Origin of the sequence: Thalassospira sp. MIT121401, from assembly GCF_047125595.1 — a bacterium.
In the GTDB taxonomy this organism is placed as follows: Bacteria; Pseudomonadota; Alphaproteobacteria; order Rhodospirillales; family Thalassospiraceae; genus Thalassospira; species Thalassospira povalilytica.
This window is the reverse complement of the sequence record NZ_CP138926.1, coordinates 2,024,873-2,041,094: the sequence shown is the minus strand read 5'-3', so window position 1 is coordinate 2,041,094 and position 16,222 is coordinate 2,024,873. Positions and strand designations below refer to the sequence as shown.

The 16,222-nt window shown below is 55.5% G+C and carries 15 protein-coding genes and 4 tRNA genes; 3 read left to right on the top strand and 16 right to left on the bottom strand.

Translation table 11 applies throughout. The features are described from left to right. Nucleotides 1-81: 81 nt before the first annotated feature. The 11 genes from rpoB to SIB88_RS09200 all read right to left on the bottom strand — a co-directional run bounded on the left by rpoB (nt 82) and on the right by SIB88_RS09200 (nt 9,553). Nucleotides 82-4,248 carry a DNA-directed RNA polymerase subunit beta gene (gene rpoB / locus SIB88_RS09250; protein ID WP_068518438.1) on the bottom strand — a complete coding sequence of 1,389 codons (4,167 nt, stop codon included), beginning with the start codon at nt 4,246-4,248 and terminating at the stop codon, nt 82-84. A gap of 379 nt (nt 4,249-4,627) precedes the next feature. Then, nucleotides 4,628-5,005 carry a 50S ribosomal protein L7/L12 gene (gene rplL / locus SIB88_RS09245; RefSeq protein WP_068518437.1) on the bottom strand — a complete coding sequence of 126 codons (378 nt, stop codon included), beginning with the start codon at nt 5,003-5,005 and terminating at the stop codon, nt 4,628-4,630. Between the two features lie 55 nt (nt 5,006-5,060). Beyond that, nucleotides 5,061-5,579: a 50S ribosomal protein L10 gene (gene rplJ / locus SIB88_RS09240; RefSeq protein ID WP_068518436.1), complete on the bottom strand. Its 519-nt coding sequence runs from the start codon at nt 5,577-5,579 to the stop codon at nt 5,061-5,063. Between the two features lie 282 nt (nt 5,580-5,861). Continuing rightward, a complete protein-coding gene (gene rplA / locus SIB88_RS09235; RefSeq protein ID WP_068518435.1) occupies nt 5,862-6,560 on the bottom strand; it encodes a 50S ribosomal protein L1 in 699 nt (232 codons plus the stop codon). 4 nt (nt 6,561-6,564) lie between these two features. Then, nucleotides 6,565-6,993: a 50S ribosomal protein L11 gene (rplK, locus tag SIB88_RS09230; protein WP_068518434.1), complete on the bottom strand. Its 429-nt coding sequence runs from the start codon at nt 6,991-6,993 to the stop codon at nt 6,565-6,567. Nucleotides 6,994-7,098: 105 nt separating this feature from the next. Then, nucleotides 7,099-7,629 (bottom strand): transcription termination/antitermination protein NusG, encoded by a 531-nt coding sequence (gene nusG, locus SIB88_RS09225; protein WP_068518433.1) that lies wholly within the window; start codon nt 7,627-7,629, stop codon nt 7,099-7,101. A 4-nt stretch (nt 7,630-7,633) separates the two neighbouring features. Then, complete coding sequence (gene secE, locus SIB88_RS09220) at nt 7,634-7,831, bottom strand: preprotein translocase subunit SecE (protein WP_040824880.1); 198 nt, start codon at nt 7,829-7,831, stop codon at nt 7,634-7,636. A 50-nt stretch (nt 7,832-7,881) separates the two neighbouring features. Beyond that, a tRNA-Trp gene (locus SIB88_RS09215) sits at nt 7,882-7,957 on the bottom strand. Nucleotides 7,958-8,089: 132 nt separating this feature from the next. Next, complete coding sequence (gene tuf, locus SIB88_RS09210; protein WP_206927257.1) at nt 8,090-9,280, bottom strand: elongation factor Tu; 1,191 nt, start codon at nt 9,278-9,280, stop codon at nt 8,090-8,092. A gap of 77 nt (nt 9,281-9,357) precedes the next feature. After that, nucleotides 9,358-9,431 (bottom strand) — tRNA-Gly (locus SIB88_RS09205). A 37-nt stretch (nt 9,432-9,468) separates the two neighbouring features. After that, a tRNA-Tyr gene (locus SIB88_RS09200) sits at nt 9,469-9,553 on the bottom strand. Nucleotides 9,554-9,749: 196 nt separating this feature from the next. Here SIB88_RS09200 and rlmB point away from each other — a divergent pair. The 3 genes from rlmB (at nt 9,750) to SIB88_RS09185 (ending at nt 11,482) form a co-directional block, all read left to right on the top strand. Continuing rightward, on the top strand, nt 9,750-10,628 hold the full coding sequence (gene rlmB, locus SIB88_RS09195) for a 23S rRNA (guanosine(2251)-2'-O)-methyltransferase RlmB (RefSeq protein ID WP_412557921.1): 879 nt from the start codon (nt 9,750-9,752) through the stop codon (nt 10,626-10,628). A gap of 42 nt (nt 10,629-10,670) precedes the next feature. Further along, nucleotides 10,671-11,309, top strand: coding sequence for a VOC family protein (locus SIB88_RS09190; protein ID WP_412557920.1), 639 nt, complete (start codon nt 10,671-10,673; stop codon nt 11,307-11,309). Nucleotides 11,310-11,405: 96 nt separating this feature from the next. Continuing rightward, nucleotides 11,406-11,482 (top strand) — tRNA-Thr (locus SIB88_RS09185). A gap of 58 nt (nt 11,483-11,540) precedes the next feature. On the opposite strand, the gene SIB88_RS09180 is transcribed toward SIB88_RS09185, so the two are convergent. The 5 genes from SIB88_RS09180 to dctP all read right to left on the bottom strand — a co-directional run bounded on the left by SIB88_RS09180 (nt 11,541) and on the right by dctP (nt 15,926). After that, a complete protein-coding gene (locus SIB88_RS09180; protein ID WP_289078388.1) occupies nt 11,541-11,948 on the bottom strand; it encodes a GFA family protein in 408 nt (135 codons plus the stop codon). 116 nt (nt 11,949-12,064) lie between these two features. After that, nucleotides 12,065-12,949 carry an isocitrate lyase/PEP mutase family protein gene (locus SIB88_RS09175; RefSeq protein WP_170310296.1) on the bottom strand — a complete coding sequence of 295 codons (885 nt, stop codon included), beginning with the start codon at nt 12,947-12,949 and terminating at the stop codon, nt 12,065-12,067. Between the two features lie 6 nt (nt 12,950-12,955). Then, entirely contained in the window at nt 12,956-14,227 is a 1,272-nt protein-coding gene (locus SIB88_RS09170; protein ID WP_068517153.1) for a TRAP transporter large permease, read from the bottom strand. Further along, entirely contained in the window at nt 14,224-14,838 is a 615-nt protein-coding gene (locus tag SIB88_RS09165) for a TRAP transporter small permease (RefSeq protein ID WP_228195796.1), read from the bottom strand. The genes SIB88_RS09170 and SIB88_RS09165 overlap by 4 nt, the downstream gene beginning before the upstream one ends. 98 nt (nt 14,839-14,936) lie before the next feature. Next, a complete protein-coding gene (gene dctP / locus SIB88_RS09160; protein WP_114114288.1) occupies nt 14,937-15,926 on the bottom strand; it encodes a TRAP transporter substrate-binding protein DctP in 990 nt (329 codons plus the stop codon). Between the last annotated feature and the right edge of the window lie 296 nt (nt 15,927-16,222).

Genomic DNA, 16,222 nt, shown 5'->3' with positions numbered 1-16,222 from the left:
GCCGGGTTTCGCCAATTTCAGGCCGAAAGATGCGAAATGGCGACCGGGATGCCCTGATGGGCACCCCTGTCAGCCACACACTTAGTATTCGTTCTGCTCAAGTTCGACATTGAGACCAAGCGAACGGAGTTCTTTAACAAGAACGTTAAACGACTCCGGAATGCCAGCCTCGAAGGTGTCTTCACCACGAACAATGGCTTCGTAAACCTTGGTACGGCCCGAAACGTCGTCCGACTTGACCGTAAGCATTTCCTGAAGGGTGTATGCAGCACCGTAAGCTTCGAGTGCCCACACTTCCATCTCCCCGAAACGCTGGCCACCGAACTGCGCCTTACCACCCAGCGGCTGCTGGGTAACAAGAGAGTACGGACCAATCGAACGTGCGTGGATCTTGTCATCGACCAGGTGGTGCAGTTTGAGCATGTAGATATAGCCCACTGTCACCTTGCGATGGAATTTCTCACCGGTACGACCGTCATAGAGGTCAACCTGGCCAGAACCATCAAGGCCGGCTTTTTCAAGCATACGAACAACATCCGGCTCACGAGCGCCGTCGAAGACCGGGGTGGCCATCGGAACGCCGCGACGCAGGTTGTTGCCAAGCTCGATGACTTCACCATCGGACAGCTCTTTGATGCCGGCGATGTATTCTTCGCCTTCATAGACATCATTAAGCTTGTTACGCAGGTCTTCCATTTCGCCACGACCGTCGGCAACAGCATCGACAAGTTCGCCGATCTGTTCGCCAAGACCACGTGATGCCCAACCAAGGTGGGTTTCAAGGATCTGGCCGACGTTCATACGCGACGGAACACCCAGCGGGTTCAGAACGATATCGACCGGCGTACCGTCTTCGAGGTGCGGCATGTCTTCAACCGGCATAATGCGCGATACGACACCCTTGTTCCCGTGACGGCCGGCCATCTTGTCACCCGGCTGCATTTTACGTTTAACCGCGACAAAGACTTTGACCATCTTCATCACGCCCGGCGGCAGTTCGTCACCAGCCTGCAGCTTGTCGACCTTGTCGTCGAAACGAGCCTGAAGAACAGCAATCGATTCCTCGAACTGCTTTTTCAGAGCTTCGATGTCAGACATGACATTGTCATCAGCAACTGCAATCTGGCGCCACAGACCACGTGCGACACCCGACAGGCTGTCTTCGGTGATCTCGCCCGACAGGCCCTTCGGACCATCAACGAGCTGCTGACCCAGCAGAAGGTTTTTCAGACGACCATAGAAGTTGCGCTCAAGAATGGCGCGTTCGTCGTCACGGTCCTGTGCGAGACGCTCGATCTCGGCGCGCTCGATGGCCAGGGCACGTTCGTCCTTGTCAACGCCACGACGCGAGAACACGCGGACTTCAACAATGGTACCGAACTGTCCCGGCGGGACACGCAGCGACGTATCACGGACGTCGGATGCTTTTTCACCGAAGATGGCGCGCAGAAGTTTTTCTTCCGGCGTCATCGGGCTTTCGCCCTTCGGCGTTACCTTACCGACAAGGATATCGCCCGGCTTGATTTCCGCACCGATGTAGACAATGCCCGCCTCGTCGAGGTTTTTGAGCGCTTCTTCACCGACGTTCGGAATATCACGGGTGATTTCTTCCTGACCCAGCTTGGTATCGCGGGCCATGACTTCGAATTCCTCGATATGGATCGAGGTATAAACGTCATCACGGGCAATACGCTCGGACAGAAGAATGGAATCCTCGAAGTTGTAACCGTTCCAAGGCATGAACGCGACCAGCACGTTACGGCCAAGGGCAAGTTCACCCATATCGGTACACGGACCATCCGAGATGATGTCGCCTTTTTTGACAACATCGCCAACTTTCACCAGCGGACGCTGGTTGATGCAGCTGCCCTGGTTGGAACGCTGATATTTCAGCAGGGTGTAAATATCGACACCCGATTCCGATGCGGCAATGTCACCGGTTGCGCGAATAACCATACGGGTCGCGTCAACAGATTCAACAACACCGTCACGGCGTGCGATCAGGGTTGCACCCGAATCACGTGCCACCGGAACTTCCATACCGGTACCGACATACGGCGCTTCGGAGCGGATCAGCGGAACCGCCTGACGCTGCATGTTCGAGCCCATCAGTGCGCGGTTCGCGTCATCGTTCTCGAGGAACGGAATGAGCGCGGATGCGACCGATACCAGCTGCTTCGGCGAGACGTCCATAAGGTCGATCTCTTCGGAGCGGGCCATATAGTGGTCACCGGCTTTACGGGTGTTGATCAGTTCGTTGGTAAAGCTGAAATCACCGTTAAGCGGCTCGTTCGCCTGTGCGATGACATAGCGGCCTTCCTCGATCGCCGACAGATAGATCACCTCGGCGGTCACCTTGCCGTCGACAACCTTGCGGTACGGGCTTTCGATGAAGCCGTACTGGTTGACACGTGCAAAGGTTGCCAGCGAGTTGATCAGACCAATGTTCGGACCTTCCGGCGTTTCAACCGGGCAGATACGACCATAGTGGGTCGGATGAACGTCACGCACTTCAAAGCCGGCACGCTCACGGGTCAAACCACCCGGGCCAAGCGCCGAAAGACGACGTTTGTGGGTAATTTCCGAAAGCGGGTTGGTCTGGTCCATGAACTGCGACAGCTGCGAAGAGCCGAAGAATTCACGCACAGCAGCCGCAACCGGCTTGGCATTGATCAGGTCATGCGGCATCACGTTGTCGATCTCGACCGAGCTCATACGCTCGCGGATCGCACGTTCCATACGCAACAGACCAACACGGAACTGGTTTTCCATCAGCTCGCCGACCGAACGCAGACGGCGGTTGCCAAGATGGTCAATATCGTCAATCTCGCCACGACCGTCTTTCAGGTCGATCAGAACACGGACGACTTCCAGAATGTCTTCACGGCGCAGGATACGAACAGTATCCGGGCATTCCAGATTCAGACGCGCATTCATCTTCACACGGCCAACAGCCGAAAGATCATAACGCTCTGCATCGAAGAACAGGCCTTTGAACATGGCTTCCGCACCCTCGAGGGTCGGCGGTTCGCCCGGGCGCATCACGCGATAGATGTCCACAAGGGCTTCTTCGCGGTTGCTGTTCTTGTCCAGTGCCATGGTGTTGCGCAGATACGGACCAACCTGGTTGTGGTCGATCATCAGCAGACGGATGGAATCAACGCCCCATTCCTTAAGCTGCTCGAACACTTCCTCGGTCAGTTCGTGACCGGCTTCTGCCAGGATCTCACCGGTTTCGCCGTCAATCAGGTCATCGGCCATGAACCAGCCATTAAGCTGATCTTCCGGAACCAGGATTTCCTTGACGCCCTGTTCGGTGATTTTGGCAGCAGAACGCTTGGTGATTTTCGAACCGGCTGCTGCAACAACTTCACCGCTGTTGGCATCAACAAGATCGTGAACCAGCTTCTGGCCGATATAACGGTCTGCACTGAAATCGGTAACCCAACCATCTGCGGTACGGCGGTATTCAGCCGACTCATAGTAATAGTTGAGGATCTCTTCCGGGGTCAGGCCTTCGATTTCCGACGGATCGACAGAGCGCCCTTCTTCGGCACGCTGGGCACGCAGCTGTTCGGACTCTTCGTTTTCAAGAGCCATAAGCAGCGTGGTCGCCGGCAGTTTGCGGCGACGGTCGATACGGACATAAAGAATGTCTTTTGCGTCGAATTCGAAATCGAGCCACGAACCACGATAAGGAATCACACGCGCGGCAAACAGATATTTGCCCGAGCTGTGGCTCTTACCTTTGTCATGGTCAAAGAAGACGCCCGGCGAACGGTGCATCTGAGAAACGATCACACGCTCGGTGCCGTTCACGATAAAGGTACCGTGTTCGGTCATGAGCGGCATGTCGCCCATATACACGTCTTGTTCCTTGATATCGCGGATCGAACGGGCACCCGTGTCCTCGTCGATATCCCAAACAACCAGGCGGAGTGTTACGCGCAGCGGTGCGGCAAAAGTCATGCCACGCTGGCGACACTCTTCGGTATCGTATTTCGGCTGCTCAAGCTCATACGAAACGAATTCAAGAGTTGCGCGTTCCGAAAAATCTTTAATCGGAAAGACGCTCTTGAACACTTCCTGGAGACCTGCATCGTCCCGCTGCTCCTGCGGGGTTCCGGTCTGCAAAAACTTGTCGTAGGAATTCTTTTGAACCTCAATGAGATTCGGGAGCGGAGCGACTTCGCTGATCCGTCCAAAGCTTTTGCGGATGCGCTTTCGACCAGTAAAGGACTTATCCATCATCGTTCCTTTAATCGCGCCTCCCCACACCGTCCGAACTCGTTCGTCCCTGCCCTGATACGTTTCCGACTTGCGCAAAACGCATACAGCACAACGACGCCCGAGCCCCGTACGGGGCGGGCGTTCACTTGATTATGACCGTGGATGTGTTTTGACATCCAACTTGATTGAGATCACTGATCCCTCGGCTGTCGACGCCGTCAAAGATAACCTCTGACCTAAACGGCCTTACGTTATGTACGATTACCTTTGGCAGCGTCAACCGTTAAATTCCTGTTCGCGCCCCTGCACATATCCCGGCCCGATTGCCAGGGAGCACAGAGACGGAAGGGCCGGCGCCCAGAGGACGCCGACCCAGACCTTGGCAAGAAGCCGTCGATTACTTGAGTTCGACGGTTGCGCCGGCTTCTTCCAGCTTCTTCTTGATTTCTTCGGCTTCGTCCTTAGCAACGCCTTCTTTGACGGCTTTCGGAGCGCCTTCAACCAGTTCTTTGGCTTCTTTGAGGCCAAGACCGGTGATGCCGCGTACTTCTTTAATGACGTTGATTTTCTTGTCGCCAGCAGAAGCGAGGATAACGTCGAATTCGGTTTTCTCTTCAGCAGCAGCACCGCCGGCAGCAGCGCCACCAGCAGCAGCAACAGCTACCGGAGCAGCGGCGGAAACGCCCCACTCTTCTTCGAGCATTTTGGAAAGTTCTGCAGCTTCAAGAACGGTGAGCTTGGAAAGCTCTTCAACGAGTGCCTTAAGATCGGCCATTTTGTATAACTCCTAGGCTTGAACTTAGATATCTGAGATATCTGGATAATTTGGTTTACGCGGCTTCGCCTTTGTCGGCATATGCCTTCAGCACCTGGGCGATCTGAGCCGCCGGCTTGGAGGTCAGCGTAGCGATACGCTGTGCCGGGGTCTGGATCATACCAACCAGTTTCGCACGAAGTTCGTCCAGCGACGGCAGTTCTGCCAGAGCTTTAACGCCCTGTTCATCAAGAACCTGTTCGCCGATGGCACCAGCAACAAGAACCAGCTTGTCGTTGGATTTCGCGAACTCGGAGGCTACCTTTGCGACCGAAGCCGGATCAGCTGAATAGCCAATCGCGGTCGGGCCGGTGAAGTAGTCTGCAAGACCAGCAAATTTGGTGCCTTCCAGAGCAAGTCGCGTAAGCCGGTTTTTGGTGACCTTGAAGCCCGCACCAGCTTCACGCATCTGCGCACGAAGAGCGGTAATTTCAGCAACCGTCAGACCCTTATACTGGGTGATGACGACGCCTTCCGCAGCTTCGAACACTTCGCGCATCTCTGCTACGAACTGTTGTTTATCATCGCGGTTCACTTTTAGTCTCCGACATTGCTTATTGCCCTGAACCCCACAAGGAGGTTCACAGACGCGACCAGTCCTTTCGAACCGGTCTGTGACGCCCGTCCGTTTGCCAGATGTCCAAGCCTTGTGTGATGCCCCGTTCGGGGAAAAACTAAGTACCGGAACCTCTGCCTATGCAGGAGATTAAGAGCGAATGATTTCGCCCACCTGCAGTCTGGGACAGACAGGTAGAGAGGGCCTGGGCCCTCTCCGGTCCTGACCGGTCCGAAAACCGGTCAGAATTCGAAAAACTTCTTACTTCGAAGCGATGTCAGCAATCGACAGTTTCACGCCAGCACCCATGGTGGAGCTGATCGCAGCGCGCTGAAGGTACTGACCTTTTGCGCCTGTCGGTTTTGCTTTAACGATTGCTTCGACGAATGCTTTTGCGTTCTCGAGGATCTGCTCTTCGCTGAACGAAGCCTTGCCGATACCGGCATGGACGATACCGTTTTTCTCGGCGCGGAACTGGACCTGGCCAGCTTTTGCGTCGGAAACTGCGGTTGCAACATCCATGGTAACGGTGCCGAGTTTCGGGTTCGGCATCAGGCCGCGCGGGCCGAGAACCTTACCGAGACGGCCGACAACAGCCATCATGTCCGGGGTAGCAATAACGCGATCATAGTTCAGATCGCCTTTCTGCATTGCTTCCATCAGGTCTTCTGCACCAACAGCGTCGGCACCAGCTTTCTGGGCTTCTTCTGCTTTGGCGTCTTTTGCGAAGACAGCAACGCGCATGGTTTTACCGGTACCATGCGGAAGGGAAACAACACCACGGACCATCTGGTCAGCGTGACGCGGATCAACACCAAGGTTCATCGCAATCTCGATGGTTTCATCGAATTTTGCTTTTGCACCTTCTTTGACGAGTTTGACAGCAGCTGCCAGTTCGTACTGGGTGTTACGGTCGATGCCCTCATAGGCCTGGGCAAGGCGTTTACCAGTCTTGGCCATCGTCTTACTCCACAACCTCGAGACCCATCGCACGGGCAGAGCCCTCGATCATTGCCATCGCGCCATCAATGTCGAATGCATTGAGGTCAGCCATTTTGGCTTCTGCGATTTCTTTGACCTGTGCTTTGGTCACCTTGCCAACATAACCTTTACCGGTGGTACCGGAACCTTTGGCAATGCCTGCTGCCTTTTTCAAGAAGTAGGATGCCGGCGGGGTTTTGGTTACGAACGAGAAGGAACGGTCGGAATAAACGGTGATGACGACCGGAATCGGCATACCAGGTTCCATCTGCTGGGTCGCTGCGTTGAACGCCTTGCAGAATTCCATGATGTTCACGCCGCGCTGACCAAGAGCCGGGCCGACGGGCGGCGACGGGTTGGCTTTGCCGGCGGGAATCTGCAGCTTAAGATAGCCGTCGATTTTCTTCGCCATTAGAGTACCTCTTAAAGAAGCGCGCGGTCCGGCCATGGCTGACCTCCCGCGCCTTGATTGCTGCCTGCGTATACAGGCAGCGACTTAAATTTTCAAGATCGTTTTTTAAAGCTTCTCGACCTGGGTATATTCCAGCTCGACCGGAGTTGAACGACCGAAGATCGAAACAGACACCTTCAGGCGTGCACGTTCTTCATCAACTCCTTCGACGACACCGTTAAACGATGCAAACGGGCCATCGGAAACACGCACTTCCTCGCCAACCTCGAATGCGATGGTCGGCTTCGGACGATCAACACCTTCCTGCACCTGATGCAGAATGTGCTGAGCTTCCTTTTCGGAAATCGGCATCGGCTTGCCACGGCTACCGAGGAAATCGGTGACCTTGGCGGTGTTTTTGACCAGATGCCAGCTTTCGTCAGTGAGATCCATCTTCAGCAGGACATAGCCCGGGAAAAACTTCCGCTCGGCATTGACCTTGGTGCCGCGACGCATCTCGACAGTTTCTTCAGTCGGAACCAGGACCTCTTCGATCTCGCCTTCAAGACCTTTCTTGATGGCTTGTTCGCGGATCGACTGGGCGACCTTTTTCTCGAATCCGGAGTGAACGTGCAATACGTACCAGCGATGCGCCATTGACTTAGCCCCCAACACCAAAGACCAGCTTGACACCCCATGCGAGGAGCTGATCGACAACAAAGAAGAAAACGGACGCCAAAGCAACCATCACGAAAACCATGATGGTCGAAACAGTCGTTTCCTTACGGGACGGCCACGAGACTTTCTTTGCCTCGGAGCGAACCTGCTGTACGAATTGTGCTGGCGACGTTTTAGCCATTGTCGGGGTTACACCGCTTTCTAATGCTTTGTTTCACGACCCGGAAAAATTGGCAGGAGAGGAGGGACTCGAACCCCCGACACTCGGTTTTGGAGACCGATGCTCTACCAACTGAGCTACACTCCTACAAGATCGTCAGAAAGTTGAAAAGCTTATCTTCTTTCTGGCTCATCCCCGCCCGGGTGGCGGGGTGTGCGGGCGGTTTATAGCCGCCCGCACATCCAAGATCAAGCACTCAATCGTGCAAAATCTTAAAAATTATTCGATGATTTTCGCAACAACGCCTGCGCCGACGGTACGACCGCCTTCACGGATTGCGAAACGCAGACCTTCGTCCATTGCGATCGGTGCAATGAGGGTCGCGGTCATCTGGACGTTGTCGCCCGGCATAACCATTTCGGTGCCAGCCGGCAGCTCGATCGAACCGGTAACGTCAGTCGTACGGAAGTAGAACTGCGGACGGTAGTTCGAGAAGAACGGCGTGTGACGGCCACCTTCATCCTTGGTCAGGATGTAAGCTTCTGCTTCAAACTTGGTGTGCGGGGTGATCGAGCCAACATGCGCCAGAACCTGGCCACGTTCGACGTCTTCACGCTTGGTACCACGAAGCAGTGCGCCGATGTTGTCGCCAGCTTCACCCTGATCGAGCAGCTTGCGGAACATTTCAACGCCGGTAACAGTCGTTTTGACGGTGTCTTTAATGCCGACGATTTCGATCTCTTCGCCAACTTTAACAACGCCGGTTTCAACACGACCGGTAACAACCGTACCACGACCCGAAATCGAGAACACGTCTTCGATCGGCATCAGGAACGGCTTGTCTTTCGGACGATCCGGTGCCGGGATGTAGTCATCAACAGCAGCCATCAGCTCGAGGATAGCGTTTTTGCCGATTTCGTCATCGCGACCTTCCAGAGCAGCAAGAGCCGAGCCCTTGATGATCGGAATATCGTCGCCCGGGAAGTCGTAGGACGACAGAAGTTCACGGATTTCCATTTCGACGAGCTCGAGGAGCTCTTCATCGTCAACCTGGTCAACCTTGTTCATGAACACGACCAGTGCCGGAACGCCAACCTGACGTGCAAGCAGGATGTGCTCGCGGGTCTGCGGCATCGGGCCATCAGCTGCCGAAACAACCAGGATGCCACCGTCCATCTGTGCCGCACCAGTGATCATGTTTTTAACATAGTCAGCGTGGCCCGGGCAGTCGACGTGCGCGTAGTGGCGGTTTTCGGTCTCATATTCGACGTGCGCGGTCGAGATCGTGATACCACGAGCTTTCTCTTCCGGTGCCTTGTCGATCATGCTGTAGTCCTGGAACGATGCGCCACCCTGTTCTGCCAGAACTTTGGTGATCGCTGCGGTCAGCGTGGTTTTACCGTGGTCAACGTGGCCGACGGTGCCAACGTTAACGTGCGGTTTTGTACGCTCAAACTTTTCCTTGGCCATTGCCCTCAGATCCTATATCCGAACCAAAAAAACACGTAGAAACCCACCGCACGAGCCGACGGGTTGCATCATAAAATTGGAGCGGGTGAAGGGAATCGAACCCTCGTCGTAAGCTTGGAAGGCTTCTGCTCTACCATTGAGCTACACCCGCATATTTTTATCTGCGAGCTCTCGCGAGGGCGAGAGAGTGGTGGAGGGGGCAGGATTCGAACCTGCGTAGACTAAGTCGGCGGATTTACAGTCCGCTGCATTTGACCGCTCTGCCACCCCTCCATCAGGGTCTTAACGCCGTCCGGGTTTTGAGCCCGGCCTCGTTGCGGCGAGGGAGGGAATACGGTGGAGGGGCATGTGTTGTCAACAGCAAAAAAAGCACGAAATCGTATTTCCTTTCCTATATGTTCCCCAAGCTCTGCTTTCAGAGTCAAACAAAGTGCATTCAGTTCCTTACGGCCCGGAGGTTTCCGCCATTATGTCGCGTCGCAACAAATCACGTTCAGGAAATCGTCATCAAGGTGACAGCGGGCAGGACAACCTCCCGCACAACGATGAAAACCGCGAAGGCAATTCGCGCCGTGGACGAAAGCGCGGCCGCGATGGCGGATCATCGGGTGGAAATTCACGCCTGATTCTCTTCGGGCGTCACCCTGTGATGATGGCAATTGCCAATCCGCAACGCACGATTCACAAAATCTGGGCGACCGAAAATGTCCGCGATGAAATTGTCGCCGCCCTCGCCGAGGCCGATCGCAATGATGTTGCCGTCGATGCCGCCGGCCGTACCGACCTTGATGAAATGCTGCCACCGGGCACAGTCCATCAGGGCATGGCCATGCATTGTGCCCCCCTGCCCCAGATTTCAGTCGAAGAATTGATTGCCGATCACAGGGATTCGGAACAATGCACCGTGCTGGTTCTTGATCAGGTCACCGATCCCCACAATGTCGGCGCGATTCTGCGCAGTGCGGCCGCCTTTGGGGCTGCGGCCGTCATCGTACCGGACCGGCACGCCCCGCCTGAAACCGGTGTACTTGCCAAATCGGCCAGCGGTGCGCTTGAAACCGTGCCCTATATTCATGCCGGAAACCTTAATCAGACACTTGATAAACTCAAAGGCGCGCTTTTCTGGCTGGCCGGTATGGATGGCTATGCCGAACAGACCCTGGCCGAAGCCAAATTGCATGGCCGTGTGGGGATCGTCATGGGGTCGGAGGGCGAAGGCCTGCGTCGCCTGACCCGCGAAAGCTGTGATTTTCTGGTCAAGCTTCCGATGTCTGACCGCATCGAAAGCCTTAATGTGTCCAACGCCGCCGCGGTTGCGCTTTACGAGCTGTATCGTACCAAAAGCTGACCGCCCATCCACTTGCCGTCCTAGCGTACGGGGAATGCTGTTGTGCTCAAGCTGGACCACCTTACTGTGATCGCGCCGACCCTGGCGGAAGGAGTCGATCACGTTAAAAGCTGCCTTGATCTGGATATTCCGTTTGGAACCCGCCACGATTACATGGGCACGCACAATCATCGTGTTCAGCTGGGCGACACTGTCTATCTGGAAATCATCGCATCCGATCCGGTCGCCCGTCGCCCGGATCGACCGCGATGGTTTGGCCTCGATAACCCGAAACAGGTCCAGGCCGATTGGGAAGCGGGCAAGCGCCTGCGTGGCTGGGTTGCCAGCACCACCAGAATTGACAGTGTTCTTGCGCAATATGACGGCATTTTCGGCGAACGTGTTGACCTTCCGTTCGACAATCCGACGTTCAGTTTTGCCATCCCGGCAGACGGGTCGCTGCCGCTGGCCGGAGCCGTGCCGTCGCTTATTGATCACCGCAATGACCCGACCTCGATGGCCGAGATTCCCGACCTTGGCGCCAGACTGCAATCACTAACACTGGCGCACCCTGATCCGGATGCGATCAGAACACTTTATAACGGCCTGTCGATTGATCGCGCCCCTACGGTCATCAAGGGGCCCGATCTTTGCTATCAGACGCTGATAACCACCCCTGCCGGTCAGAAGGAACTGCGATAAACACGGGGTTCGCAGGGGCATGAAAACCATTTGTCAGTTTCGGCCTACAAGCACTTGATTTCCCCGGCGGCCCGGATTATGTTTCGCGCCGCTCACGCCGGCATAGCTATAATTGGTAGAGCAGCTGATTTGTAATCAGAAGGTTGGGAGTTCGAGTCTCTCTGCCGGCACCATTAAAAGAAACCCCGCAAGCATATGCTTACGGGGTTTTCTTTTGTCTGTGCGGTCCGGTTATTCCGGCAAGCCGTCAAGCCGCTCTATTTCGTGCAGATCATCATCCCAGCCAGCCTTGCTGCCCAGCATGATATGCGCATCGGGGCGCTTTATCAGGTCACTATCAAGACATCCCGCCGGCACGACAACCAGACGACCGCCAAACTGTTCACGCGGCACCGCTGCACCGCATGTCTGACAGAATGATTTTTCGTGACGTGTATCGGGCACAGTATAGGTCACAACCTTGTCCCTGCCAGAACGCCAGTCGAGCTTTGCCTGCCGGGAAAACAAATTCGCGGCATATGCCGATCCCGTGTCTTTGCGGCAATATTGGCAATGACACAAAAAGAAACTGTCAAAGCGACCGGTAACCTCGAATGTTACCGCCCCGCACTGGCAACTGCCGTGATGTTTCTCTGTCATCTGCTGATCCCTGAATGTCTGTTGCCCGCAATTTGTCTGCAAACAGTGCGGGCGGTGCATGATATCAATATACGCACCGCCCGTCGAAAGACCATTCTGTTCAGGAAGGCGAACTGTCAGCCATCCCGTCTGGATGACGCATAGCGTTCCGATTCTTTATAATAATCATCAAACCCGATGCGGTTGCGCAGATCGGCCCAGTTCATCAATTTTTCATCGCGTGGCTGACCGGCCTTCATGGTTTGCAGGCATTCCACCATTGCTTTCATGGCGGCTGCCATCAGCGACAGCGGATAGGCCGCGATTTGATAGCCGATATCCTTGAGCTCTTCGGGCGACAGATCCGGGGTTTCACCACCTTCGACGATATTGGCCATTTTCGGCCCCGGCAGTTCGGCACACAGGGTGCGCATTTCATCAACACTTTTGGGTGCTTCGACAAACAGGATATCCGCCCCCAGTTCCTTGAACTTCGCCGCACGGTCAATCGCCTCGGACAGGCCATGCTGATGACGGGCATCGGTGCGCGCCAGAATTAGGATATCGGCCCCGGCATCCCTGGCATCCACCGCCGCACGGATACGGTCAAAGGCCTCGTCGCGGCCGACAACTTCCTTGCCCTTGGTATGGCCGCAGCGTTTGGGCGCCAGCTGGTCTTCGATCATCACAGCCGCACAGCCCGCCTTGGCAAAGCCGGTCACGGTACGCCGGACATTCATGGCATTGCCATAACCGGTATCGCCATCGCCAATCAGCGGGATCGAAATGGCATCGGTAATGTTGCGTGCCTGATCGAGAACCTCGCCATAGGACATCAGACCAAGATCGGGTTCGCCGATCCGGGCGGCCGATGTTGCGAATCCGGACATGAAGGTCAGGGCAAAGCCTTCCTGTTCGATCAGCTTGGCAGAAAGCGCATCAAAACAGCACGGCATGGTGATCAGATCGCCGGTGGCAAGCAGCGCACGCAATTGATCGGCAGGTGTCTTTATATGTGTCATCGGTCTTTACAGCTTGAATGGGATATAGAGTGCAAGGTCGTGCCAGACGTACAGAATAGCCGCTGTCACGAACATCAGGATCAGGAACGGTGCGACGCCACTTGCGACCTCGCCCAGCCGGGCCTTGGCAACCGACTGGATGACATAAAGGTTCAGCCCGACCGGCGGCGTAATCAGGGCACATTCAACCATGATCACCATATAGACGCCGAACCAGATCGGATCGAATCCAAGCGCAAGAGCCGCTGGCAGCAGAACCGGCGTCATGATCAGCACCATCGACAGTGCTTCGAACACCAGCCCCATCACCAGCAGAACCGCCGTCACCACCAGAATGAAACCAAGATCGGTGTCGATTCCCTGGGTGATCATCATCGAGATGTCCTGGGGGATTCGATAAAGCGTGATCGCCTTGCCAAAAATTTTGGCCCCGGCAATGATCAGAATGATCGCAACCGTGGTTGCCATGGAATCGAATACCGCCTTTTTAAGCGCATCCCATGTCAGAACCCGCATGATCGGGCCGGTAATGATCAGCGACGCGGCAAAGCCGATCGCCGCGGCCTCGGTCGGGGTAAAGGCCCCCGAATAGATCCCCGAAATAATCAGAACCGCAAGGATCACGGCAGGCAGCGCCTTGAGCGTGGCCCGACGGCGTTCTGCCCATCCCTGTTTGGGTTCGCGTTCCTGTCCGCCCATGCGGGCATAGACCATCGAAAACAGGATGAAGAAAACCAGAAGCGCGATGCCCGGACCGATCCCGGCAAGAAACAGCGAAATCACCGATTCTTCGGTCACAAAGCCGTAAATGATCATCGGGATCGATGGCGGGATCAGAATGCCCAATGTGCCGCCCGCCGCCAGAAGGCCATAGACGAATTTCTTGTTATAGCCGCGATTGATCATTTCCGGGATGGCGACCGTGCCGATGGTGGCTGCTGTTGCAACCGACGATCCGGAAATGGCGGCAAACACACCGCATGACAGGATGGTTGCCACCGCAAGACCGCCCGGCCAATGCCCGACCCAGGCGCTGACCGCTGCAAACAGGTCATTGCCCACCCCGGCACGCAACAGGATATTCGACATCAAAAGAAACAGCGGCACCGCCAGAAGGATAAAGCCATCAAGCGTTGACAGAATCGCCTGCGGCGCCATCAAGGGCGAAAAACCGCCCAACAACAGCATGGCAAGCCCCAGCCCGCCAAGCGCAAAGGCCACCGGAACACGCGCCAGCAACAGCGCAAACATCGCCGCAAGGGTCAGAAGAATGGTCATTCGTGTGCCCCTTTCGGAATATCCTTGCCGCGCAGAAGGCCGACGATTTCAATCACCGCCTGAATGGCCAGAAGCGCAAAGCCGATGGCAACGGGAAGCTCTGCCACCCAGGCCGGAAGATCAAGCATGGTGCCGCTGGTACGGCCACGCTCGAAGCTTTCATAAAAGATTTCCCAGCCCTTGTAGGTCACCATCACCGAAAAGGCGAAAATGCACGCCATCGCGGCAATTTCGATTCCGCGCTGGGCTGTGGGTGAAAACAGACGGGTGACCGCATCAACCGCAATATGGCGGCGCGCTGCCAGCGCCCAGGGCATGCCAAGCAACGCCCCCCAGATCAGGCAAAGCTGTGAAAGCTCAGCCGCCCAGATCGTCGGACGGATAAAGAAATAACGGGCAATAACTTCATAAGTCAGCATGCAGCCTGCCAACACGAACAGGATGGCGGCAGCCCATGCCAGAAAAAGCATAAAACGATCAAACATCGTAAAACAAATGCCGTTACCCGGATGGCTGATCATGCGCGACCGTGAAACGGACATCTCCTGATCTCGATAAAGGGGCGGGAAATCATCATCAATTGCCGACCGGGTGACGGAAGCGCGAAACATGGATCGTCATGATCGGCGGCATGGCAAGTGATGACATGATCACATTCAAAAAGATCATCCGGTCCCGCACCGGAAATTGGGCGGGACCGGCTTTATGATCAGAACTTCTGCGCAGCTTCAAAGACCTGCTTGCCGAGATCACCGGTATGGGCAAGGAATGCCTCGTAAACCGGTTTCGCAGCTTCGCGCCATGCAGCCATTTCTTCCTCGGTCGGATGATAAATGGTCATGCCGTTGGCCTTGGCTTCGTCAAAGGCAGCAGCTTCGATTGCCGACATGCGATCACGCACATCGTTTTCGGCATTTACCGCCGCGGTCGAAATGATTTCGCGCTGTTCTTCGGTCAGACCGTTCCAGAATTCGGTATTCACAACCACGATGAATTCGATATCGGCATCGTTGGTGGTGGTCACCGTGTCCATGACTTCCCAGAGCTGACGGGATTTGACGCCCGACATGCCGGTCATGCCGACATCAACCGTGCCACGCTGATAGGCGATATACTGCTCGGACCCGGAAATCAGGGTCGGCGCGCCGCCAGCCGCAGAGATGAAATCACCCTGGGTTTTCGAGAATACGCGAACTTTCTGACCTTTGAGGCCATCCGGACCTTTGATCGGGCCGCCATTCGACAGCATGATCGATCCGCCATATGCCTGCCACCACAGAACCGTGGCACCGGTATCGGCAATCGCCGCATCAAGCGGTGCGCGAACCGGGGAATCCGGGGCAACGGCCTTGCGGACCTTTTCTTCGGTATCGAGAAGGAACGGCTGATAGAACACGTCAACGGCCGGAACGTCACCGACATAACGGGTCAGCGATGCCACACCCATTTCGATCGCGCCAGAACCGACGGCTGCGGGGACTTCTTTATCTTTGTAAAGCTGGGCCGAGTCATAAATCTGAACTTCGATATCGCCGTTCGATTTTTCCTCGACCTCGTTCTTGAACATCAAAAGGTTCTGGCCAAGGTGGCTTTTCATCGGCAGCTGCAGCGAAATGCGCAGGGTCAGATCAGCCGCATGCACAGCACCGGAAAATCCGACGGCCGTCATCAGGGCCGCGGCGAGGGCAAATTTCTTCATAATGGACTTCCTCCAGGAACTTTTATTCTAATTCTTAATGCCGGACCGCAAAGATGCGCCTATTTTTTGGCGCGGTTCAACATGTTTCGCACGGTATGGGCGATCTATCAGAAAACCCTTAGTGCGGCGCACAACCCGCTGAAACCATGGAATAAAGGGAGTCTGGGCTGTTCCGGGCAACAATTTCCGCAATGCAACAATACAATTCGCACCGCACGGTCAGGACCGGCAGTCGAATGTGGCATGCCAGAATGTTTGTTTTGAATACAATTCAGAGAATCGCGCCCAGTTTCAAA

Coding starts and splice junctions, on each gene's coding strand:
- rplL (WP_068518437.1), bottom strand. CDS start 5,005: ATGGCCGATCTTAAGGCACTCGTTGAAGAGCTTTCCAAGCTCACCGTT.
- SIB88_RS09175 (WP_170310296.1), bottom strand. CDS start 12,949: ATGACACATATAAAGACACCTGCCGATCAATTGCGTGCGCTGCTTGCC.
- tuf (WP_206927257.1), bottom strand. CDS start 9,280: ATGGCCAAGGAAAAGTTTGAGCGTACAAAACCGCACGTTAACGTTGGC.
- secE (WP_040824880.1), bottom strand. CDS start 7,831: ATGGCTAAAACGTCGCCAGCACAATTCGTACAGCAGGTTCGCTCCGAG.
- rpoB (WP_068518438.1), bottom strand. CDS start 4,248: ATGGATAAGTCCTTTACTGGTCGAAAGCGCATCCGCAAAAGCTTTGGA.
- rlmB (WP_412557921.1), top strand. CDS start 9,750: ATGTCGCGTCGCAACAAATCACGTTCAGGAAATCGTCATCAAGGTGAC.
- rplK (WP_068518434.1), bottom strand. CDS start 6,993: ATGGCGAAGAAAATCGACGGCTATCTTAAGCTGCAGATTCCCGCCGGC.
- rplA (WP_068518435.1), bottom strand. CDS start 6,560: ATGGCCAAGACTGGTAAACGCCTTGCCCAGGCCTATGAGGGCATCGAC.
- SIB88_RS09180 (WP_289078388.1), bottom strand. CDS start 11,948: ATGACAGAGAAACATCACGGCAGTTGCCAGTGCGGGGCGGTAACATTC.
- SIB88_RS09170 (WP_068517153.1), bottom strand. CDS start 14,227: ATGACCATTCTTCTGACCCTTGCGGCGATGTTTGCGCTGTTGCTGGCG.
- dctP (WP_114114288.1), bottom strand. CDS start 15,926: ATGAAGAAATTTGCCCTCGCCGCGGCCCTGATGACGGCCGTCGGATTT.
- nusG (WP_068518433.1), bottom strand. CDS start 7,629: ATGGCGCATCGCTGGTACGTATTGCACGTTCACTCCGGATTCGAGAAA.
- SIB88_RS09165 (WP_228195796.1), bottom strand. CDS start 14,838: ATGTTTCGCGCTTCCGTCACCCGGTCGGCAATTGATGATGATTTCCCG.